Consider the following 21945-nt stretch of genomic DNA (forward strand, 5'->3'; position numbering starts at 1 on the left):
CAGATTGCCCACGTGTTACTCACCCGTTCGCCACTAATCCACCCGAAGGCTTCATCGTTCGACTTGCATGTGTTAAGCACGCCGCCAGCGTTCGTCCTGAGCCAGGATCAAACTCTCCAACAATGTCTTCGAATTCAATCGAGGCAAATTTTCTTGCTCTCAAAGGAACCTCAAACGAGGTTCAAATACATAAGCTCTACTGGCTTAGTTCACTAGCACACTGTTGAGTTCTCAAGCAACACACCCCAGATCGCACCAGGCAAAACCCGGCCTTATCCGAAGCAGTCATTCCTAGCAGTTGTTGGTGAGACACCCACTCAATCACCCTGAAGTGAGAGCTTGGTTCGTGTCCCGCGGCCACCCGGTTTCCCTGGCGACTTGGAGAACTTTACATGGCCCGCAGGGGCCCGAAACAGGGGGGTACCTTAACTGCGTTTCCGCAGGTCAAGGCCCCTGTTCCGGGCCGGGGCCGCGATCAGCCCTCGACGCGGACGCCGGCGACGTTGCGCTTGCCCTTGCGGACCACGAGCCAGCGGCCGTGCAGAGCGTCGGCCGCGGACGGCTTCCACTCCTCGTCGGCGATCTTCGTGTTGTTGACGTACGCGCCGCCTTCCTTGACTGTGCGACGCGCGGCGCCCTTGCTGTCGACGAGCCCGGCGGCGATCAGCAGGTCGACGATCGTCGACTCGCCATTCGGGTCGATCTTGCCGTTGGGCACCTCGGCCATGGCGGCGTCGAGGGTCGGCGAGTCGAGCTCGCGCAGCTCTCCCCTGCCGAACAGTGCCTGGCTCGCGGCGATGACCTGCCGGGTCGCCGCTTCGCCATGCACCAGGGTCGTGAAGTCCTCCGCCAGCTTCCGCTGCGCGGACCGCAGGTGGGGGCGCTGTTCGGTGTCCTCCGCCAGCACCGCGATCTCCTCCTGCCCCAGGAAGGAGAACATCTTCAGGTAGCGGATGACGTCGGCGTCGGCGACGTTCAGGAAGTACTGGAACCACGCGTACGGCGAGGTCATCTCCGGGTCGAGCCAGACGCTGCCACCGCCGGTGGACTTCCCGAACTTGCGTCCCTCGGAGTCGGTGACCAGCGGCGCGGTCAGCGCGTGGGTGTGCCCGCCGTCGGTCCGGCGGATCAGGTCGACACCGCCGACGAGGTTGCCCCACTGGTCGGAGCCGCCGATCTGCAGCTTGCAGCCGTACTCGCGGTACAGGTGCAGGTAGTCCTGCGATTGCAGCAGCAGGTAGCTGAACTCGGTGTAGGAGATGCCGTCGGCTTCGAGGCGGCGCTTCACCGTCTCCCGGTTCAGCATCATGTTGACCGGGAAGTGCTTGCCGACGTCGCGCAGGAACTCGACCACGCTCTGCTTCGCGGTCCAGTTCATGTTGTTCTCGATGACCGCGCCGGTCGGCGAGTCGTCGAAGTCGACGAACCGTTCCAGCTGGCCGCGGATCCGGTCGGCCCACTCGGACACGGTGTCCACCGTGTTCATGGCGCGCTCACCGGTGTCGCGTGGGTCGCCGATCATCCCGGTGGCGACGCCCGCCAGCACGATCGGCCGGTGCCCGGCACGCTGGAAGCGCGAGAGCATCAGCAGCGGGACCAGGTTGCCGGCGTGCAGGCTCGGCGCGGTCGGGTCGAATCCGCAATAGAGCGTGAGGGGTCCTTGGTCGAGGTCTCGCCGCAGTGCGTCGGTGTCGGTGGATTGCGCGATCAGGCCGCGCCAGGTCAGCTCGTCAAGGATGTGCTCGCTCACGCCTGTAGATCCTCCCGCACCAGGTCAACCGACTATCGGCCGGGGGCCGCCGCCCGTCGCTTGCCACCCCGGCGATAGGTGGAGACCGCAGGGGAGCCGTCGATCCAGAACCGCCATGGCGTGTCCATCGCCATCGCGACGCCGACGCGCGGCCCGGTGCGGATGTCCGCTTCGGGGACGCGGTCACCGGTGAACAGCCGGACGGGTGACGCGGGGTCGGTCAGATCGACGCCGTTCTCCGGCCGGGCGATGCCGAGCACCGAGGTGAGGATGGCCGGGCCTTTGGCGAGTTCGCCGTTGCCCCGAGCGGACGGCCTGCGCGCACGGGCGATGTCCGCACCGGACACCACTTCCCCGGCCCGCAGCAGCACGGCGCCCGGCTGCCCGTCTTCGGTGCCGACGACATTGGCACAGAAGTGCATCCCGTAGACGAAGTAGACGTACAGATGCCCCGCCGGCCCCCACATGACCTCGTTGCGCGGGGTCTTGCCGCGATAGCAGTGCGACGCGGGATCGTCGAGGCCGCGATAGGCCTCGACCTCGACCAGGCGGACGGCGACCGTGCCGTCGGGACCGGTCGACTCGATCACCGCCCCGAGCAGGAGCGTGGACAGCTCCACCGGATCCAGCGCCAGCTCCCGCCGGGTGAACTGTCTCCCGGTCGCCACGTTCCGCACGCCTCGACCTTAACCGCGGGCTCCGACAGGTTCGGTATTGAGCGATCGCTCAATACTGGTCTACAGTGTTGTTGAGCGATCGCTCAAAACTGGGGAGGAAGCTCGATGAGCCGAAGAGCGCTGTACGTCGAAACGGTGATCCGCACGGACCTCGAAACGCTGTGGCGGTATACGCAGGAGCCGGATCTGCACGAACGGTGGGATCTTCGCTTCGCGCGGATCGAGCCGGTCGCGGATTCACCGGGACGGTTCCACTACGCGACGAGATTCCTGGGGTTCGTCATCAACGGAACCGGGATTCACGCCGGGGAGAGCGAACGGCCCGACGGCGGGAGGACGTCGGCGTTGCGGTTCACCTCCGCGGATCCGCTGTCCCTCATCAGGTCCGGTTCGGGGTACTGGCGCTACACCCCGACCGACGACGGCGTCCGCTTCGTCACCGGCTTCGACTACACCACCCGGTGGGGTGTCTTCGGCAGGTTCGCCGATCTGCTGTTCCGACCGCTTTTCGGGTGGATGACGGCATGGTCGTTCGACAGGCTCAGGCTGTGGCTCGAAACCGGTGCACCACCGGAGGCACTCCCCTTGCTCTCGCCCGCGGCGAGCCGCTGCCGAAGGAGCCCGCGGCCGGGTAAGGACGGCGTCACACCTCGCGTTCTCGAAACCCTGGAGCAGGCATGATCTTCCGAGAGGCACTGGGCGAGCAGTTCGCTTCACTGCATCCGCGCATGCGTGAACGACTGTCGCTGAGCACGGAAAACGGCGTCGGGATGATCGGCGTCGGCGTGATGGACGAGATCTGGCGCGGAGCCGCGTTCACCACACCGTTCCTGCGGCTGGGCGCGTCGAGGCACATCCTGTTCCCCGAACGGGGCCGCAACGTCCCCTTCACCATCGAGAACTACCCGTACGTCGATTCCCTCGGCAGGGAGACGGTCTCGTTCGTCCGTACCTTCGAACTCCCCGGGAGACGGCGGCGGTTCGACGCGCAGATGATCTACAGCGCCGACCGCGGGACGATCGTCGACTACTTGGGAACACATCAGCACATCGCCGTCGATCTCGAGCTGACGGTGCGGCCGGACGGCGGCTTCCACCTCCGTTCGGAGGAGTTCCGGCTCTGCGAAGGCCCGCTTCGATGCGTGGTGCCGCGATCCGTCGTCGGAGCGGCCGAGGTCGACGAGTGGTTCGACGAGGAGAACGGCCTGTTCCGGATCGAGATCCAGGTGACGAACCGGCGGTTCGGCCCGCTGTTCGGTTACCGGGGCGCGTTCGAGGCGCGGTTCGTCGACCTGCGGGCGGGGGTGAGCGGGGCGGTGAAGCCGTTGCGTGAGAAAGTCCTGGACTGATGAACGGGCCCAGCACGAAACAGCGGTTGATCGACGGCGCGCTGGAGACGATCCGCACCAGCGGCATCACCGCGGTTTCGGCGAGGACCGTCGCCGCGACGGCCGGCACCAATCAAGCCCTGATCTTCTACCACTTCGGCAGTGTCGAGGAGTTGCTCGCGCAGGCCTGCGTGACGGCGACCGAAAGCCGCGTCTCCCATTACCGTGATCGGTTCGCCGAAGTACGCACGCTGGGCGAACTTCTGGAACTGGGCCGGACCATCCACGCGGAGGAACGGGCCGAGGGGAACATGGCGGTCCTCGCCCAGACGCTCGCCGGCGCCCAGGCAGGTGGACGGCTGGCCGAAGCGACCCGGCAGGCACTCGACAAATGGGTTCGCGAAGTCCAAGGCGCGCTCGACCGCGTGCTGACCGGTTCACCGGTGCTCGAACTGGCGGAGACCGAGGGGCTCGCCCACGCGGTCTCCGCCGGTTTCCTCGGCCTGACCTTGTTCGACATGGTCAATCCGGAAGGTGCCGAGCAGGCATTGGCGGCGCTGGGACAGCTGGCTGTCCTGGTCGACGTCCTCGAAGGACTCGGCCCGGTCGCGACCCGTGCGGTGCGCGCGAAGCTCCGGAAGACCGCGAAGAAGTAGCTACGCGATCTTCGGCGCCACTCGCATGCTGGTGTAGCAGCAGGCGGTGCCGTCGGGCAGTTTCGTGAACAGCACCGGCATCCAGTCGTCACCGAACATCGAGTTCATCCCGGCGAAGACGTTCTCCGCCACCGGCACCAGCTCCGCCTCGATCGGCGGGGCGATGCCTTCGAGGCCGTCAGCGAATTCGTAGACGAAGTGCAGCTTCCCGTCCTTTTCGGTGACGGTGATGATGACGCCTTCACGGCGATAGATACCTGCGAAAGGCGCGACGTCCACCGAAGGCGGCGACGGCGGCGGAACGAAATCGGCCGGCACCCGGACCCCGGCGAGTTCACCGAGCAGTTCCCGTGACAGTCCTGTGTACAGCCGATCGGTCGTGCCGTGATTCGTGAGCAAAGCGAAGGCGAACCCCGCCTCCGGGACCACCCGCAGGTACGAGCGCTGCCCGATCGACGACCCGTTGTGCCCGAAGCCCGCGACACCGTTCCAGTCGTAGGTCGACAGGCCGAGGCCCCAGCCGTCGGAGCCGAGCGTCCATTTGTCGGGTACCTCGACCTCGCGCCGCCGCATCGCGGTCACCGTCTCCTCCGCGAGCACGCGAGCGCCGTCGGCGGCGGTGCCGTCCAGCAGCATCCGCGCGAAGCGCACCACGTCGCCGGCCGTGGCCAGAACGCGGCCGTACGGTCCGGCGGAGCGCGGCAGGAGATCCCAGGCGGCGGTCGGCTCCGGGTCCTTCCCGAGGTGTCCCATCGCGACACGAAAGCGCAGGGCCTCTTCGGGCAGGGTCATGGTCTCGGTGAGCCCGAGCGGGGTGACGATCCGCGCCCGCAGGGCGTCGTCCCAGGTCAGACCGGTGAGTACCTCGACGATCCGGCCGAGCACGTTGTACCCGACGCTGCTGTAGGACGCGGCCGTCCCCGGCGGGCAGTCGAGCGCCACTCCCCTCGCCGCTTCGACGTACTTGGCGAGACAGTCGTCGCCGCGTCCGGTGTCTTCGAGGAAGTCGCAGGTGAGCCCGCCGGTGTGACTGAGCAGCTGCCGGGCGGTGATCGTCTTCGTCGCCTCCGGATCCACCGTCGCGAACTCCGGGAGCACCTCGATGACCGGCGCGTCGAGATCGAGCCGCCCGTCCTCGGCGAGCCCCATCACCAGCGAAGCCGTGTAGACCTTCGCGATCGAGCCGAGCTGGAAGACCGAGCCGGTGGTCGCCTCCACTCCGGTCCCCCGATGCAGGATCCCGCTCGCGAACTCGTGGATCTCGCCATCCTTCAGCACCGCGAGGGTCGCTCCCGGTACGCGGTGTTCGGCCCGCAGGTCGTCGAGGCGGGACTGCCAGTGGTCATGGTCGAGAGTTGTCCGTACACTGTTAGGCATACTGAACACTGTACGGAGAAATGAGGGGAATGCGATGTCGGTGTGGATGCGGCCCCCGAAACGCAAGCGCGAGCAGCCATCGCTGAGCCGGGAGCAGATCGTTTCCGCGGCGATCGAGCTTCTCGACGCCGAAGGCATCGACGCGCTGAGCATGCGGAAGCTCGGAACCCGGCTCGACGTGGCCGCCGCATCGATGTACACGCATGTGGCAGGCAAGGACGAGCTGTCCGAACTGGTCGTCGACGAGGTCTACGGCGAGGTCGCGCTCCCGGAGCCGGGCCCGTGGCGAACGGCCGCGACGACGTTCGCGCACGATCTGCGTTCGGTTTTCCTCCGCCATCCTTGGATCGGCTCGCTGCTCGGCGAGGCTGGGGTGGCGTATCTGGGGCCGAACGTCCTGAAGCTGTCGGAAGCGGCGCTCGCTCTGTTCGAAGACGCCGGATTCTCGTTGGACGACGCCGATCTGGCGTGGAACACGGTCATGGCGTTCGTCGTCGGGAGAGCCACCAGCGAAGCCGCATGGCTCACGACGCTCAAGCGCAGTGGGCAGAGCGAGCAGGAATGGAAAGATCGTCTGTGGCCCGCGGCCGAGCAAGCGGTGCGGGACCACCCGCGGCTGAAGAAGCTCTACGCCGCACAGCGAAACCAGAAACCGGGCGAGACCAACGACGACGACTTCGAGCGCGGCCTCGCCTGCGTCCTCGCCGGGCTGGCGACGAGGCTTCCCTGAAGCGCGTGAAGGCCCCCTTCCCTCGGCTCAGCCGAGGGAAGGGGGCCTTCACGCGAGAGCTCAGCTCAGCCAGGCGCGGTGTTCGGCGACCCGCGCGACCAGCCGGTCCCGCTGCTCGGCCACGCGCTCTGGAGCGGTACCGCCACGAGCATTGCGCGAACTCACCGAGCCCTCGACGGTCAGCACTTCGCGGACGGCGGACGTCAGGGCCGGGTTGATCTTCTCGAACTCTTCGTCGGTCAGTTCGTCCAGGCCGACACCGCGGGCTTCGGCGACACGGACGCTTTCCCCCGCCGCTTCGTGCGCGACACGGAACGGAACACCCTGGCGCACCAGCCATTCGGCGATGTCCGTGGCGAGGGTGAAGCCGGCGGGCGCCAGTTCGGCGAGCCGGTCGGTGTGGAAGGTCAGCGTCTCGAGCATGCCCGCGATCGCCGGGAACAGCAGTTCCAGCTGCTCGACGGAGTCGAAGACCGGCTCCTTGTCCTCCTGCAGGTCACGGTTGTACGCGAGCGGCTGCGCCTTGAGCGTCGCGAGCAGACCGGTCAGGTTGCCGATGAGCCGCCCGGCCTTGCCGCGGGTCAGCTCGGCGACGTCCGGGTTCTTCTTCTGCGGCATGATCGAACTGCCGGTCGCCCAGGCGTCGTCGAGGGTGACGTAGCCGAATTCGGCGGTGTTCCAGATGATCACCTCTTCGGCGATCCTGGACAGGTTGACCGCGAGCATCGCGACGTCGAAGGCGAACTCGGCGACGAAGTCCCGCGAGGCGGTGCCGTCGATGGAGTTCTCGACGCTGGTGCCGAAGCCCAGTTCCGCGGCGACGGCCTCGGGGTCGAGGCCCAGCGAGGAACCCGCGAGCGCGCCGGAGCCATAGGGCGACTCGGCGGTGCGAGCGTCCCAATCACGCAGCCGGGTGACGTCGCGCAGCAGCGACTGACCGTGCGCGAGCAGGTGGTGCGCCAGCAGGACAGGCTGGGCGTGCTGCAGGTGCGTGCGGCCGGGGAGGATCGCGTCCGGGTGCCGTTTCGCCTGCGAAACGAGCGCGTCCACCACCCCGAGGGTGCCCGCGACCACCCGGCGGGCGGCGTCGCGCAGCCACATCCGGAACAGCGTCGCGACCTGGTCGTTGCGCGAACGTCCCGCCCGCAGCTTGCCGCCGAGTTCGGTGCCCGCCCGCTCCAGCAGGCCGCGTTCGAGCGCGGTGTGGACGTCCTCGTCGGCGACGGTCGGGGTGAACGCACCCGACTCGACGTCCTGCGCCAGGGTGTCCAGCGCGGCGAGCATGCCGGTCAGCTCGTCATCGGTGAGCAGCCCCGCCTTTCGCAGCACTCGCGCGTGGGCCCGCGACCCGGCGATGTCGTACGGCGCCAGCCGCCAGTCGAAATGGGTCGACGCGCTCAGCGCCGCCATCGCCTCCGCCGGCCCGCTGGCGAACCGGCCGCCCCACAGCTGCACCGGCTGCTCATTCCCGCTCACGACACTCCTCGAATTCTTTGATTACTTCAGGCGACTGATCGGTCGAAGGTAGCGCCTGTGCCGAAGTCGTACAGCGCGCGCTCGTCGCGCGCCGAGTTCACGACCGCGTTCCCGCGGTGCAGGACCAGGCGGACCTCGCCGGACACCCGCTCGGAACTGACCTTTTGCAGTTCCTCGTGCGCGGTGACCAGCGCGAGCGCGCCGGGCCCCTCGTAGATTTCGCGTCCTCTGAGCCCGAAGGCGCCGACACGTCGGTTCAGCTGCTGGAAGGCCTCCAGCAGCGTCACGGTCTCCCCGTCGATGGCCACCGGCACACCTTCGTCGAAGGTGATGACCAGCTTCTCCGGATCATCCGGGAAGGCGAACCCGTCAGGCGTCACCTTCGGTCTCCTCACCGCCGTCCACTGTGGACGACCGTCGGGCCAGCGCCATGAAGCGCTCGGCCAGGTCTTTGCCGGACAACGGTTCCCTCGCGATCACCGCGACCGTGTCGTCGCCTGCGATGGAACCGACGACCTCCTCCAGCGCCGCCCTGTCGATGGCGCTGGCCAGGAACTGCGCCGCGCCCGGCGGAGTGCGCAGCACCGTCAGGTTCCCGGACGAGTCCGCCGAAACGAGCAGTTCGGCGAGCAACCGCGAGAGCCGGGACGTGCCGCCCTGCACCCCGCGTACCGGGCTGCCGTCCTCCGGAATGACATACACCGGCGCGCCGGAATCCGCACCCCGGAGCTTCACCGCCCCCAGTTCGTCGAGGTCCCGCGACAGCGTCGCCTGGGTGACGTCGATCCCTTCCGCCGCCAGGAGCTTCGCGAGCTCCGTCTGGCTGCGGATGGCCATCGTGGACACGAGTTCGGTGATCCGGGCCTGCCGGGTGACCCTGCTGCCGGTCATCGTCGCCGCTTCTCGTCCATGAGCCACACCAGCAAGGCCTTCTGCGCGTGCAGCCGGTTCTCGGCCTCGTCCCAGACCGCGCTCGCCGGTCCGTCGATGACCTCGTCGGTGATCTCCCAGCCGCGGTGCGCGGGCAGGCAGTGCAGCACGATTGCCTCGTCCGCGGCGCGGCGCATCAACGCGGCGTTGACCTGCAGCTCCCGGAACGGGCCGACGCGGTCGAGGCCGTCGTTCTCCTGACCCATCGAGGTCCAGGTGTCGGTGACGACGACGTCCGCGCCTTCGACGGCGGCGTACGGATCGGTGAAGACCGTGGTGCTGCCGCCGGTTTCACTCGATCGGTGCTTGGCGTCGAGCATGACCTGCTGATCGGGCTGAAAGCCCTCCGGCGAGACGACCCGGACGTGCATCCCGGCCGTGGTTCCGCCCAGCAGCAGCGAATGCGCCATGTTGTTCGCGCCGTCGCCGAGGTAGACCAGGGTGAGCCCGGCGAGCTTGCCCTTGCGCTCGCGGATGGTCATCAGATCGGTGAGCACCTGGCAAGGGTGGAACTCGTCGGTGAGCGCGTTGATCACCGGGATGCTCGCCGCCGACGCCATCGCGTCGATGCGCTTCTGGGCGAAGGTCCGCCAGACGATCGCGTCCAGGTACCGCGAAAGCACCCGCGAAGTGTCCTCGATGGTCTCTTCGCGGCCGAGCTGCATGGAGCGTCCGTCGACGATGACCGGGTTCCCGCCGAGCTGGGCGATACCCACCTCGAAGGAGAACCTTGTCCGGGTGGAGTTCTTCTCGAAGATCGCCGCGACGGACTTGCCCTCCAGCGCGCGCGAGCTCAGCGGCTCTGCTTTCAGCTGGTCGGCGAGGTCCAGGATCTCGGCCTGTTCGGCGGGGCTGAGATCGTCGTCACGGAGGAAGTTGCGGAGCATGCGTTTGGTCTCTGTCCTAGGTGGTGGTGGAATCGAGCGCCCCGGGAAGGGCTTCGAGGAATCCCGCGGCCTCGTCGGCGCTCAGGATCAGCGGCGGTGCCAGCCGGATGGTGTCCGGGGCGATCGGGTTGACCAGGTACCCCGCGTCCTGCGCGGCCTTGGCGACCGTGGCCGAGACCGGTTCGCGCAACGCGATGCCGAGCAGCAGCCCGGCACCGCGGACCCCGGCCACCAGCGGATGGCCGAGCTCCTCGACGCGGGAGGCGATGTCCTTGCCCAGAGCGGAAACGTGGTCGTTCAGGTTCTCCTTGGCGATGGTCTTGAGCACGGCGAGCCCGGCGGCGCAGCAGATCGGGTTGCCGCCGAAGGTGGTGCCGTGCTGGCCCGGCTTCATCAGCTCCCCCGCTTCGCCGACGCCGATGACCGCGCCGATCGGCAGACCGCCACCGAGCCCCTTCGCCAGTGTGATGACGTCCGGGACGATGCCGGTGTGCTGGAAGGCGAACCACGCGCCGGTGCGGCCGATACCGGTCTGCACCTCGTCGAGGACCAGCAGGGTCCCGGTCGCCTTGGTGATCTCCCGCGCGGCCTGGAGATAGCCGTCCGGCGCCGGGACGACACCCGCCTCCCCGAGGATCGGCTCGAGGAACACCGCCGCGGTTTCGGTGTCCACCGCGGCGCGAAGCGCGTCGACGTCACCATAGGGAACGTGGGTGACGCCCGGGACCAGCGGCGCGAACGCGTCCCGCTTCGACGGCTGACCGGTCAGCGACAAGGCGCCCATGGTGCGGCCGTGGAAGGCCCCCTCACAGGCGACGATCTTGGTCCGCCCGGTGAGCCTGCTGATCTTCAGCGCGGCTTCGTTGGCCTCCGCGCCGGAGTTGACGAACAGGACCTTCGCGTTGCCGGACAGGCCCGCGACGTCCAGGAGGGTCTCGGCCAATTCGACGGCGACCGGGTTCACGTAGAGGTTCGAGGTGTGCCCGAGTTTCGCGACCTGTTCGGTGACCGCGGCGACCACGGCGGGATGGGCGTGCCCCAGCGCGTTGACCGCGATCCCGCCAAGCAGGTCGACATACGGCTTGCCGTCGGCGTCCCAGACCTTCGCACCCTCGCCGCGGACCAGGGTCAGCGCCGGGGTGCCGTAGTTGTCCATGAGGGACGACGCCCAGTGCTCCTGGCCGTCTACATTGGACTGGAGGGTGGTCACGGAAGCTCCGTTTCGGGGAAGACCATGGTACCGATGCCGCGGGAGGTGAAGACCTCCAGCAGTACCGAATGGGCGATGCGGCCGTCGATCACGTGCGCGCGGCGGACGCCGCCGCGGATGGCGCGCACGCAGGCCTCCATCTTCGGGATCATGCCGCTGGCGAGGCCTGGAAGTAGGGTTTCGAGGCGGTCCACGCGGATCCGGTCGACCAGCGAACCGCGGTCCGGCCAGTTGGCGTAGAGGCCTTCGACGTCGGTGAGCACGACGAGCTTTTCCGCGCCGAGCGCGGCCGCCAGCGCGCCGGCGGCGGTGTCGGCGTTGATGTTGTGCACGACGCCGTCGACGTCCGGGGCCACGGTGGACACCACCGGGATCCGGCCCGCGTTGACGATGTCGAGCACCGCGTCCGGGTTGACCTCGGAAACCTCGCCGACGAGCCCGATGTCGACCGGCACACCGTCCACAGTGGCCTGTTTGCGCTCGGCGGTGAACAGCCGCGCGTCCTCGCCGGAGATCCCGACCGCGTACGGGCCGTGCGCGTTGATCAGGCCGACCAGTTCGCGGCTGACCTGGCCGGTCAGCACCATGCGGACGATGTCCATCGTCTCGGGTGTGGTGACCCGCAGACCGCCCTTGAACTCGCCTTCGACGCCGAGCCGGTTGAGCATCGCGGTGATCTGCGGGCCGCCGCCGTGCACCACCACGGGGCGCAGCCCGGCCATGCGCAGGAAGACCATGTCCTCGGCGAAGGCCTGTTTGAGGCTCTCGTCGATCATGGCGTTGCCGCCGTACTTGATCACGACGGTCGCGCCGTGGAAGCGCTGTAGCCATGGCAGGGCTTCGATCAGGATCGCGGCCTTCTCGGCGGCCGTCGCGAGCCGCTCGTCCGCGGGGACGGTGGATTCGGAAGGGCTCATGACGAGTACGCGCTGTTCTCTTCGACGTACGCGTGCGAGAGGTCGGTCGTGTAGATCGTCGCCCCGCCTTCGCTGAGGCCGAGGTCGACGACGATCTGGATGTCACGCCCCGAGAGATCCGCCTCGGAGCGGTCCGCTGCGGGAGTGCCGTCGGCGAACAGGGTGACACCGTTGATCGCGATGGCGACCTTCTCCGGGTCGATCTTCGCGGGTACCCGGCCGAGCGCCATGGCGATGCGGCCCCAGTTCGGGTCCGAACCGAACAGCGCGGTCTTGACCAGGTTGTCCTCGGCGATCGTCCGGCCGACGGCGATGGCGTCGGCCTCGCTCGCCGCGCCGGCGACCGTGACGTCGACGTACTTGGTGGCGCCTTCGGAGTCCGCGCGTAGTTGCAGCACGAGGTCGAGGCTGACCGTGGTGAGCAGTTCGGTCAGTTCGGCCTCGGTCGGTTCGACGCCGCTGGCGCCGGACGCGAGGACGAGCACCGTGTCGTTGGTGGACGTCCCGCCGTCGACGTCGAGCCGGTCGAAGGTCACGCCGGTGGCGGCGCGCAAAGCCTTGTCCAGGGCCTCGGGCGTGACGACCGCGTCGGTGGTGAGGACGGAGAGCATCGTCGCGAGATTCGGGGCGAGCATTCCCGCGCCCTTCGCGAACCCGCCGACGCTCCAACCGCTTTCGTGTCCCGCGGCCGCCTGCTTCGGCTTGCTGTCGGTGGTCATGACCGCGGTGGCGGCATCGAGGCCGGCTTCGGCGCCGGTGGAGAGTCGCCCGAAGGCGGTGTCCACGCCGGAAAGCAGCGCGTCCATCGGCAGCCGCTCACCGATCAGGCCGGTCGAGCAGACCGCGACCTCGATCGCCCCGGCTTCGAACAGCCCGGCGACCTTCTCGGCGGTCTGGTGGGTGTCCTGGAAACCGCCGGGCCCGGTGGCGGCGTTCGCGCCGCCAGAGTTGAGGACGACGGCCTTGAGCCGCTGCTGTTTGAGCACCTCTTGCGACCACAGGACGGGCGCGGCCTTGATCACGTTGCGCGTGAACACGCCGGCCGCGACCTGCAGCGGCCCGTCGTTGACGACGAGCGCGAGGTCGAGCTTGCCCTCGGCCTTGATCCCGGCGGCGACGCCCGCGGCACGGAATCCCTTCGGCTGGGTGACGGTCACGGAGCGACTCCTACGGTCGGTAGTCCGGTGGTTTCCGGGAGGCCCAGTGCGATGTTCATCGACTGGACGGCACCTCCCGCGGTGCCCTTGGTCAGGTTGTCGATGGCCGCGACCACGATCAGGCGCCGGGTGTCGGCGTCGACGGTGACCTGCAGCTGGACGTTGTTCGAGCCGACGACCGATGCCGAAGACGGCCACTGGCCCGTGGGCAGCAGCTGCACGAACGGCTCGGTGGCGTACGCCTTTTCGTAGACCTCGCGGGCGCCGTCGGCGTCCAGATCGGTCTTCAGTGGCGCGCTGGCGGTGGTGAGGATCCCGCGCGGCATCGGGGCCAGCACGGGGGTGAACGAGACCTTGACCCGCTCGCCCGAGACCGCCGAGAGGTTCTGCGCGAATTCGGGGGTGTGCCGGTGGGCGCCGCCGACGCCGTACGCGGTGGCCGAACCCATCACCTCCGAACCGAGCAGGTTCGGCTTCAGGCTCTTGCCCGCGCCGGAGGTCCCGGTGACGGCGACGACGTTGACCTCCGGCTCGACCAGACCCGCGGCGAGCGCCGGGGCGAGGGCGATCGAGCCACCGGTCGGGAAGCAGCCGGGGACCGCGATGCGCTTGGTCCCGGCCAAGCGCTCTCGGGCGCCGGGGAGCTCGGGCAGCCCGTACGGCCACTGCCCGGCGTGGTCCCCGCCGTACCAGCGCTGCCAGTCGGCCGCGTCGGACAGGCGGTGGTCCGCGCCGAGGTCGACCACGAGGACGTCCGGGCCAAGCTGCGCGGCGATGGCGCCGGAGTGGCCGTGCGGCAGGGCGAGAAAGACGACGTCGTGCCCGGCCAGGGTTTCGGGGGTCGTCTCCAGCAGGACACGGTCCGCCAGTGGCGCGAGGTGCGGCTGGTGCTGGATCAGCGGCGTGCCCGCGGAGCTGGCCGCGGTCAGCGCACCGATCTGGATTTCGGGATGGGTCAGCAGCAGGCGCAGGAGTTCGCCGCCCGCGTACCCGCTGGCTCCGGCCACCGCGATCTTCACCGTCATACGCATGATTATGCACTCCCATGCAAGTTCAATCAAACAAAGTCGTGTGGCTCACCCGATACGGGCCCGCATACGGGCATCCTTGACCGCATGACCGACACGCCCGCCCGGCTGCTCACCCTGCTGTCACTCCTGCAAACCCCGCGGGAGTGGCCTGGCAGCGAGCTCGCGGAACGACTGGAGGTCAGCCCGCGAACCATCCGGCGCGACATCGACCGGCTGCGTGAGCTCGGTTACCCCGTCGAGGCGACTCGAGGCTCCGAGGGCGGGTACCGGCTGGGCGCCGGCACGGCGATGCCGCCGCTGCTGCTCGACGACGAAGAGGCCGTCGCGATCGCGGTCGGGCTCCGCGGCGCCGCCGGGCAGGCGATCTCGGGTATCGAGGAGTCTTCGGTGCGGGCGCTCGCGAAACTCGAGCAGGTGCTGCCCTCGCGGCTCCGTTATCGCGTCGGTGCGCTGGGTGCCGCGACCGTGCCGCTGCCCGGCACCGGCCCAGCGGTGGACCCGGAGCACCTCACCGTCTTCGCCGGCGCGATCGCCAACACCGAGCGGACCCGGTTCACCTACCGCACCGGCGACGGGACCGCATCCCGGCGGCACGTCGAACCGCACCGGCTCGTCTCGGCCGGACGCCGCTGGTACCTGCTCGGCTACGACCTCGACCGGGACGACTGGCGGATCTTTCGCGCGGATCGCGTCTCGGAACCACGGGCGACCGGCGGCCGGGCGACCCCGAGACAACCACCCGCGGAAGACGTGGCGGCCTACGTCACCGACAGGATGTACAGCCTCCTTCCCACCTACAGCGCACGCGTGACGTTGCACGCGCCGATCAGCCAGGTCGCCTCCACGATCGGCGAGAGTTTCGGCGAGCTGGAACCGATCGACGACGAGACCTGCGTTTTTCACGCGGGCACGGACACCCTGGACTGGCTCGCTTTCCGGATCCTCGGGCTCGGCTGCGAATTCACCGTGCACGAACCACCGGAACTGGTCGGCCACCTCCGGGAAATGGCGGCGCGGGCGAATCGCGGCACGGCGTCCACAGTGGACTGACGGCGGCCGCGAGGGCCTGCTGACCCTTGCGGCCGCCGGGATTCAGACGAGTTCACCTACCTCTCGCCGGCTCGGCGGACTCGGGAGGTACGCGCCGCGGCGCTCCGGGTCGCAACCGACCCTCGGCAGCCGGGCCCGGATCCCGCCCGGTGTCCGTTCGAACCGTCGCGCGATCTCCTCGACGCTTTCCCCGGCCAGCCAACGGCTTTCCAGTTCCGCGTCGAGCTCGTCGGACCACGGCGAGCCTTGATGCGCGGGGCGATCCGCCGATCTTCGGCGGCCGTTCCGGCCGTTGCCCCGCCCGGCGAACGCCAGCAGCGTGTCGGAAAGGACGGTCGCCAAGGCCGGTATGGCTTCGGCGTCCATGTCGAGCCTGCCTTCGGCGACAGGCTCCTCCTGCGGTCCGGCTCCGCCGACCATTACGGTCACCCAGCGGTCTTCCCCGGCCGCGCCGCCACCCTCACGGGCGGCGACCTCGATGCGATAAACGGTGTCCTGCACGCGGATCTCGGTCCGGTGCTCTTCGACGATGGTCATGCCGGGGACGTTAACGGGCGGCCCCGACAATTCCGTGGCGCGGCGAGGGGACTTCGGCCGGGGGCGGTGGATGACCGGTACTTTCATCGCCTTTGGGGCCGAAAGGGTGCCGGTCATGGCGCGTTTCGGGCGCAAGTAGGTGGCGAATTGCGGGGCGGACCCTGGGCGGGGGCCTTCAGGTGGGGCGACTGTCGAGCGACCGTTACCCCTCAATACCGCGGGACCGGGCCAAAGGATGTTGCGAAAGCCACTTTCGCAACCTTCAACGTTGCGAATGTGGCTTTCGCAACGCCCGGCAGGACCACCCGGGCCAAAGGAAAGCCCCGGTCCGGAAAACCGGACCGGGGCAGAACTTTCCGAGAAACGATCAGAAAGGCAGCGCCTGAGCCAGCGCTTCCTTCTTCACTTCCGCCACCGAAGAAGGCACCTCGGACTTGGGTGCCGCGGAAGCACCGGCGGGCACCGGCTGCGGGACCGGCGCGCACTGCACGTCCGAACCGTTGCCCGGCTTGCGCACGGGCAGCTTCCCGGTCAGCAGGTAGTCCGCGATCTTGTCGTCCACACAGGACACACCGGACAGCGAACCCGAGTGCGTCGTGCCGCCCGGAGCGCTGATCAGGCTCGAGTTCGGGTAGCGCTTGCGGACCTCGATGCTGCCGGGGTACGGCGTCGCGGCGTCGTTCTCCTCGTTGACCAGGAGGATGCCCGGGACCTTGCTCCCGTCGATCTCCACCGGCTTGCCGGGCTTCGCGGGCCAGTCGAGGCACGGCGCGTTGAACCAGGCGTTGCCCCAAGTTTCGAACGGCGCCCGGAAATGCGTGACCCAGTTGTCGAACTTCCAGCGGGGCCAGCTCTGCGGCCACGCCACGTCGGTGCACTGCACGGCCGCGTACACCGCGTAGCCGTTGTCCTGGCCCGGCGGGTTGGAGTCGTCGTACAGGCCCTTCAAGGTCTGCCAGTCACCCTTGTGCACCCAGCCCGAGAAGGCGTTCGCGATGTCCTCCCAGCCGAAGACGTAGTAGCCGGCCTGCAGGAAGATGTCCGTCCATTCGGAACCACCGATGACACCGCCCGCGGGCTTGTCGTACAGCTTCTTCTGCTCGGCGTACCACAGCTTCTCGACCTCGGACGCGGTCTTGCCGAGGTGATAGACGTCGTCGTACTTCGCGAGCCAGCCGAAGTAGATCTTGATGTTCTTGTCGAAGGCGATGTCCTGGTTCAGGTTCGCCTTGTACCAGACGTCGCGGGGGTCGACGGTGCCGTCGAACACCATCCGCCGCACGTTCTGCGGGAACAGTGTGCTGTAGACCTGCCCGAGGTAGGTGCCGTAGGAGAAGCCGTAGTAGTTGATCTGCTTCTCGCCCAGCGCCTTGCGCAGGCTGTCGACGTCCTTCGCGACGTCGATGGTCTTGATGTGATCGAGGATCGCGCCGTTCTTGGCGCACGCCTTCGCGTAGCCCTTCGCCTTCTCGCGCCACGCCGTCTCGAGGGCGCGCGTGGTCGGCACGTACTGCGGGCGGTTGTAGGAGGCGTAGTTCCCGTCGCAGGTCAGCGACGGCTTGCTCTCCCCGACGCCGCGCGGGTCGAAGCCGATCCAGTCGTACTCCTCACCCGCCTTCTTGGGGACGGCCCGGCCGAGGGTCGACAGGCCGAGGCCCGACCCTCCCGGTCCGCCCGGGTTGACCACCATGACGCCCTGCGACTGGGCGGACTTGTGCTTCACGCGCGAGACGGCGATCGAGATCTTCTCCCCGCCGGGCTTCGCGTAATCCAGCGGGACCTCGAGGAAGCCGCATTCCGCGCCGGCCTTGACCAGGCTCGGGCGCGTACACGCTCCCCAGGAGATGGGCTTCGGATCGAAGTCCGACGCCGAGGCGGCCGTGGCGGAGGGAGCGAGCGCCATGGTGCCGACGCCGATCCCCGCGACCGCCAGGGCGGCAACGAATTTCTTCACTGTGTTCCTTTTCGTCCGCGTTCGACCCGGTCGGGCCGAAGCTACCGAGAACCGGCTTCAATCTCGCTGACCGACACGTTGACCGCCATCCCTCTTTAGTCGGTATCCCCGCCTCGATCCGGGCATATCCGTCTTGTCGGTCCCCTGTCGTACGCTCGCGGCGCGGACTGGGGAAAGGAGAACGCGTGGACGAGGTGAAAAGCCTGGTTTCGGCGGTTCGCAACGGTTTGGCCGAACTGGCCGATCCGGGGAAAGCTCCGTCGATGCGGGCGTACATGAAGTCTGAGATGCCGTTCCTCGGTGTGGCGTCCCCGCCTCGGACGGCCTTGCTGAAACGGGTTTACGCCGAACATCCACTACCCGATCGAGTGAGTTTCACGACGGCCGCGCTCACCCTGTGGCGCGAAGCGGAATTCCGTGAAGAGCGTTATGCGGCGATCGCCCTTTCCGGCCACCGTGCCTACACCCGCTGGCAGGACAGCGATCTGCTCGGCCTGTACGAAGAGATGATCGTGACGGGCGCTTGGTGGGACTACGTGGACGAGGTCGCCATCCGCCGCGTCGGGCCGATCCTGCGGGCGGAGCCGGAGACCGTGACCACCCTGATGCTGACCTGGGCCTACGACGAGGACAGGTGGCGCCGCCGCACCTCGGTCATCTGCCAGATCGGTGCCAAGGGCGGAACGGACACCGATCTGCTCACCCGTGCGGTGGAGGCCAACCTCGACGACAAGGACTTCTTCCTGCGCAAGGGAATCGGCTGGGCCCTGCGCGAGTACGCGAAGACCGAGCCGGACTGGGTGCGCGCCTTCGTCGCCGCGCATCCGGCACTGTCCACTCTGTCCAGGAAGGAGGCGCTCAAGCACCTGGGCGGTTGAGCACCGGCCTCGGGACGAGGGCGACGAGCTCCTCGATCACGCCGCCGAGTTCGGGCACCAGCTCTCGAAGGTCTTTCAAGTCACGGAGCAGGATGAGTCGCGTGTCCTGGGGCGGAACCTTGTCGAGCAGCGCCGTGAGCTCACGTGTCGCTTCGGCGTGACGTCCGAGGACGAGGAGATAGAAGAGCGGCTGCACCTCGTTCTCCCAATCGAAGTCGCCGTCCGCGTTTCGCGCGACCGCTTCGTCGAGGCCGGCGGCGATGGCCCGGTGCGCTTCGCCCGTCCGTCCGGTCTTCAGCCAGGCGAGGGACAGGAGGTCACGAGCCCAAACGGAGTCCGGCGCGAGCGGGCGCAGGATCTCCATCGCCTCGTCCGTCTCCCCCGCGAACAGCAGAGCTTCCCCGAGGTTCTCGCGGTGGTCGGCGTCCTCGGGATCCGCGGCGACCAATTCGCGCAGGTCCTGGATCGCTTCGCGGTACTCGCCCGCCTGACGGCGGATCTCCGCGCGCAAGGTGCGGGCGCTCTCGTCCTGCCCGGCGGTCAGCGCGCTGTCCACATCGGACAACGCACCTTCGAAATCCTCGAAGAGGAGGCGATGGCGGGCACGCCGATAGAACGCGTATCCCCCGTCCTGTCCCAGCCGGATCCCCTCGTCCAACGCGGCGCGGGCTTCCTCGTGCCGGTCGAGGTCTCTGAGGATGTCGCCCCGGGTGCTGTGGAAGAAGGCCATCGCCGGGTTCGCCGCGACCGCGGCGTCGATGTCGGCGAGGGCGGCCTGGTGATCGCCGGACCGCTGGTGGGCCATCGCGCGCCAGGTGTACGCCCACTCGTTGCCGGGATCGAGTTCGATCGCGCGGTCCAAGGATTTCACCGCTTCGCCGTACCCCTGCAGCCGGCTGAGCGTGATCCCCCGCTGCAGATGATTCTCGGCGTCTTCGGGGGCCAGCTCGACCGCCTTTTCGAAGTCGGCGAGCGCCGTCACGCGATCTTCCAGATCGTCGTGCGCCAGACCGCGCATGTAGTAGGCCCACTCGTAGTCCGGGTCGATCCGGAGCGCGGCGGTGAAACCGTCGATCGCGAGCCTGCTTCGCTCGTTGCGGCGGTGGAACGCCGCCCGGATCGCGTGGGCACTGGCGCTTTCCGGATCCGCCGCGACGATCGCGTCGAAGGTCGCCGACGCGGCGTCCACGTCTCCGGTCTGCTCAAGGAACGACGCGAGCTCCGTCAGGTAGTACACCTCTTTGGGGCGGAGGGCGACGGCCGCGCGGTGACCGGCGAGTGCCTCGTCCTTGTCCCCCAGCTCCGCGAACAGCGTCGCCCGGTAGTGGACGGCCCAGGCATAGTCGGGGTCGAGCCGGATCGCGATCTCGATCTCGTCGATCGCCTTCCGGACATCGCCTCGTTTGAAGTGCACCTCGCTCCGGATGCTGTAGGCCCACCGGTGCTCCGGCTGAAGGCGGACGGCCTCATCGAGGTCGGCCATCGCACCCTCGAGGTCGCCCAACCGGGCCCGGGCCGACCCGCGCCCGCGCCACGAGTAGGCGTAGGTGGGGTCCAGTTCGATCGCCCGGTTCAGATCCGACAACGCCTGCTCCCATTCGCCTTCGTCGCGGAACAGGTTGCCCCGGTCACTCCAGACGTAGGGGTCGGCGGGGTTCAAGTCGAGAGCCCGGTCGAAATCCCGTTTCGCCGCCTCGACGTCGTCCTGGCCTTCGTAGGCCCACGCGCGCCGCCGGAGCACCGTGGAAAGGCGGGCCGCGTCGAGCTCAGCCGCACCGGCGAGCAGGTCGAGCACCTGGATCTCCCGCGGGCCGTCGCCGTCGCCGACCGCGGCGGCCAGGCGCTGCCCCCAGCCCAGTACCGCGGGCGCGTCCGCGTCGACCCCCGCCTGCTCCATCATGCGCGCCCAAGCACGAGCGGCAGCCGTGCCGGTGGTGATCATCTCGGCGGCGCCGAGCAGTGCGTCCGGCAGCGCTTCGGCCGGGCTCCCGCACAACCGGTGGTAGGTGTGCTCGAGTTTTCTTCGCTGCCAGCGCTCGTCGTTCCAGGCGTCGCGGTGGCTACTGAGGCCGAGTTCGGCGCACCGGCCTTCGTAGTATTCGCTGAGCTTGCGGTGGAGTTCGGCGAACGCGGCGGGCGAACTGCCGCGCTCCAACCGCACCATCGGACCACGGACCACCGGGTGATAGCGCACCGGGAGTTCGCGCCGCCCGACGAACGGCAGCTCCCGCAACCAGCGGAAGGTCTCCCCCGCGGTCTCCTTCCCGGTCAGCACGCCGATGACGTCCTCGTCCAGGACACGGGGCAACGACGCCGTGGCGGCGATCTTCTGCCTGGCCTTGTCGGGAACCCAGTGCAGGAACCGCTTGACCGCGTCATCGCTGGGATCGCCGACCGCGTCCGCCTCGGTGGGGTTTCCCTGCGCCAGCATGGCGACCAGGACGGGCAGCCCGTCAGTCAGCCGCAGCACGGTCTCGACCACCTGCTCGTCGGTGATCCCGTGCTCGGCGAGCAGGTGACGCGCCTCCGGCTCGGTGAAGGGCCGGAGTTCGATCTCGCGCACCAGCGGCGCGTGCCGGTTCCATTTCGCCTCGTCCAGCGGGAACTGGCCCGCCACGGTGAGCACGAGGTTCTGCGGCAGATCGCCGTACAGCCCGCCGAACAGGTCGAGCAGCCAGGTCTCCAGTACCGGCGCGGTCCGTTCGAAGGTGTCGAAGAACAGCGCGATCTGCCGGGTCTCCGGAATACGCCAGAGGTCCTCGACGAACGGTTTGGTCAGCTCCTCCGCCGGTTCCAGGAGCAGCTGGACATCGGCCTTCCGCTTGAACTTCGCCGCGAGGTAGACCTGCAACTGCTCCAGCTGTTTCGCCGTCGCGTCCGCGTCGATCGCGTCGGCGGCGATGCTTCCGCCGGGCAGGGTCTTCGCCACCCCGAGGCTTGCCTTGACCACGGCCTTCGTCACGAGCTCGCGGCCTGCCGCCGGAGCCTGCGGATCGTTGTGGAGCCGTTCCCGCGCCTTGAGGTACGACTCGTAGCGCTTCTCGAACCGGCGCATCTCGTGCCCGCCGCGGGCGAGGTCCTTCGCAAGCTTGACCATTGTCGCGGGCAGATCCTGTTGCCGGTCGTCCGCGAACCCGACGGCGGCGCGGGTTTCCTCGGCGATACCGCGAAGCTGTTCGAGGAGGAACGACTTGCCGACCCCGGCGAGACCGTGCACCGAGTACAGGTACCGGCGGCGCCGGTCGCTCCCGGGCAACCCCAGATTCCCCCGGAAGTCCTCGCGTTCCCCGACCCTGCCGACGAAACCGTCGCTCAGCCGGGCACGGGCGATGTCTTGGATACTGGACCGACCGTCTGGACGTGACACAAGTCCTCACTTTGCCACACCTGAAGCGCGTGA

At 68.4% G+C, this 21945-nt stretch carries 20 protein-coding genes and 1 rRNA gene; 6 read left to right on the forward strand and 15 right to left on the reverse strand.

All coding sequences use genetic code 11. The features are described 5' to 3' along the window. From DL991_RS41600 to DL991_RS41610, 3 genes are all read right to left on the reverse strand, one after another. Window positions 1–123: ribosomal RNA gene (locus DL991_RS41600) — 16S ribosomal RNA — on the reverse strand; the annotation flags it as partial. A gap of 352 nt (window positions 124–475) precedes the next feature. Beyond that, window positions 476–1750 (reverse strand): tyrosine--tRNA ligase, encoded by a 1275-nt coding sequence (gene tyrS / locus DL991_RS41605; RefSeq protein WP_125789850.1) that lies wholly within the window; start codon window positions 1748–1750, stop codon window positions 476–478. A 32-nt stretch (window positions 1751–1782) separates the two neighbouring features. After that, window positions 1783–2418: a DNA-3-methyladenine glycosylase gene (locus DL991_RS41610; RefSeq protein ID WP_125789892.1), complete on the reverse strand. Its 636-nt coding sequence runs from the start codon at window positions 2416–2418 to the stop codon at window positions 1783–1785. A gap of 114 nt (window positions 2419–2532) precedes the next feature. On the opposite strand from DL991_RS41610, the gene DL991_RS41615 reads away from it, so the two are divergent. From DL991_RS41615 to DL991_RS41625, 3 genes are read left to right on the forward strand one after another with little or no spacing between them, the layout of a single operon-like run. Further along, a complete protein-coding gene (locus DL991_RS41615) occupies window positions 2533–3108 on the forward strand; it encodes an SRPBCC family protein (protein ID WP_125789851.1) in 576 nt (191 codons plus the stop codon). Then, on the forward strand, window positions 3105–3776 hold the full coding sequence (locus tag DL991_RS41620) for a DUF4166 domain-containing protein (protein ID WP_125789852.1): 672 nt from the start codon (window positions 3105–3107) through the stop codon (window positions 3774–3776). The genes DL991_RS41615 and DL991_RS41620 overlap by 4 nt, the downstream gene beginning before the upstream one ends. Next, window positions 3776–4411: a TetR/AcrR family transcriptional regulator gene (locus tag DL991_RS41625; protein WP_125789853.1), complete on the forward strand. Its 636-nt coding sequence runs from the start codon at window positions 3776–3778 to the stop codon at window positions 4409–4411. The genes DL991_RS41620 and DL991_RS41625 overlap by 1 nt, the downstream gene beginning before the upstream one ends. Here the strand turns inward: DL991_RS41625 and DL991_RS41630 are convergent, their stop codons facing one another. Beyond that, on the reverse strand, window positions 4412–5788 hold the full coding sequence (locus tag DL991_RS41630) for a serine hydrolase (RefSeq protein WP_125789854.1): 1377 nt from the start codon (window positions 5786–5788) through the stop codon (window positions 4412–4414). A 34-nt stretch (window positions 5789–5822) separates the two neighbouring features. Between DL991_RS41630 and DL991_RS41635 the strand changes: the two genes are divergently transcribed. Further along, on the forward strand, window positions 5823–6518 hold the full coding sequence (locus DL991_RS41635) for a TetR/AcrR family transcriptional regulator (protein ID WP_125789855.1): 696 nt from the start codon (window positions 5823–5825) through the stop codon (window positions 6516–6518). A 60-nt stretch (window positions 6519–6578) separates the two neighbouring features. Here the strand turns inward: DL991_RS41635 and argH are convergent, their stop codons facing one another. From argH to argC, 8 genes are read right to left on the reverse strand one after another with little or no spacing between them, the layout of a single operon-like run. Then, window positions 6579–7994: an argininosuccinate lyase gene (gene argH / locus DL991_RS41640; protein WP_125789856.1), complete on the reverse strand. Its 1416-nt coding sequence runs from the start codon at window positions 7992–7994 to the stop codon at window positions 6579–6581. A gap of 26 nt (window positions 7995–8020) precedes the next feature. Next, a complete protein-coding gene (locus DL991_RS41645) occupies window positions 8021–8374 on the reverse strand; it encodes an argininosuccinate synthase domain-containing protein (protein WP_125789857.1) in 354 nt (117 codons plus the stop codon). Next, window positions 8364–8885: an arginine repressor gene (locus DL991_RS41650; protein WP_034321647.1), complete on the reverse strand. Its 522-nt coding sequence runs from the start codon at window positions 8883–8885 to the stop codon at window positions 8364–8366. Before DL991_RS41650 ends, DL991_RS41645 begins: the two co-directional genes overlap by 11 nt. Beyond that, window positions 8882–9811, reverse strand: coding sequence for an ornithine carbamoyltransferase (argF, locus tag DL991_RS41655; protein ID WP_125789858.1), 930 nt, complete (start codon window positions 9809–9811; stop codon window positions 8882–8884). The genes DL991_RS41650 and argF overlap by 4 nt, the downstream gene beginning before the upstream one ends. Window positions 9812–9827: 16 nt before the next feature. Continuing rightward, the gene (locus DL991_RS41660) at window positions 9828–11021 is read right to left on the reverse strand and encodes an acetylornithine transaminase (RefSeq protein WP_125789859.1); all 1194 of its coding nucleotides are present in this window, start codon (window positions 11019–11021) and stop codon (window positions 9828–9830) included. Next, on the reverse strand, window positions 11018–11938 hold the full coding sequence (gene argB / locus DL991_RS41665) for an acetylglutamate kinase (RefSeq protein WP_125789860.1): 921 nt from the start codon (window positions 11936–11938) through the stop codon (window positions 11018–11020). Before argB ends, DL991_RS41660 begins: the two co-directional genes overlap by 4 nt. Further along, window positions 11935–13095: a bifunctional glutamate N-acetyltransferase/amino-acid acetyltransferase ArgJ gene (gene argJ, locus DL991_RS41670; protein ID WP_125789861.1), complete on the reverse strand. Its 1161-nt coding sequence runs from the start codon at window positions 13093–13095 to the stop codon at window positions 11935–11937. The genes argB and argJ overlap by 4 nt, the downstream gene beginning before the upstream one ends. Then, window positions 13092–14120 (reverse strand): N-acetyl-gamma-glutamyl-phosphate reductase, encoded by a 1029-nt coding sequence (gene argC / locus DL991_RS41675; protein WP_125789862.1) that lies wholly within the window; start codon window positions 14118–14120, stop codon window positions 13092–13094. Before argC ends, argJ begins: the two co-directional genes overlap by 4 nt. A 90-nt stretch (window positions 14121–14210) precedes the next feature. Between argC and DL991_RS41680 the strand changes: the two genes are divergently transcribed. Beyond that, the gene (locus tag DL991_RS41680; protein WP_125789863.1) at window positions 14211–15176 is read left to right on the forward strand and encodes a YafY family protein; all 966 of its coding nucleotides are present in this window, start codon (window positions 14211–14213) and stop codon (window positions 15174–15176) included. 42 nt (window positions 15177–15218) lie between these two features. Here the strand turns inward: DL991_RS41680 and DL991_RS41685 are convergent, their stop codons facing one another. Further along, window positions 15219–15713, reverse strand: a complete 495-nt coding sequence (locus DL991_RS41685; protein WP_125789864.1) for a helix-turn-helix domain containing protein — start codon at window positions 15711–15713, stop codon at window positions 15219–15221. A 367-nt stretch (window positions 15714–16080) separates the two neighbouring features. Continuing rightward, a complete protein-coding gene (locus DL991_RS41690; protein ID WP_125789865.1) occupies window positions 16081–17667 on the reverse strand; it encodes an alpha/beta hydrolase in 1587 nt (528 codons plus the stop codon). A 185-nt stretch (window positions 17668–17852) separates the two neighbouring features. On the opposite strand from DL991_RS41690, the gene DL991_RS41695 reads away from it, so the two are divergent. Continuing rightward, entirely contained in the window at window positions 17853–18545 is a 693-nt protein-coding gene (locus DL991_RS41695) for a DNA alkylation repair protein (RefSeq protein WP_125789866.1), read from the forward strand. On the opposite strand, the gene DL991_RS41700 is transcribed toward DL991_RS41695, so the two are convergent. Continuing rightward, a complete protein-coding gene (locus tag DL991_RS41700) occupies window positions 18526–21912 on the reverse strand; it encodes a tetratricopeptide repeat protein (RefSeq protein ID WP_125789867.1) in 3387 nt (1128 codons plus the stop codon). The two genes, DL991_RS41695 and DL991_RS41700, sit on opposite strands and share 20 nt — an antisense overlap. Window positions 21913–21945 lie beyond the last annotated feature (33 nt).

The organism is Amycolatopsis sp. WAC 01375 (genome assembly GCF_003947325.1).
Lineage (GTDB): Bacteria > Actinomycetota > Actinomycetes > Mycobacteriales > Pseudonocardiaceae > Amycolatopsis.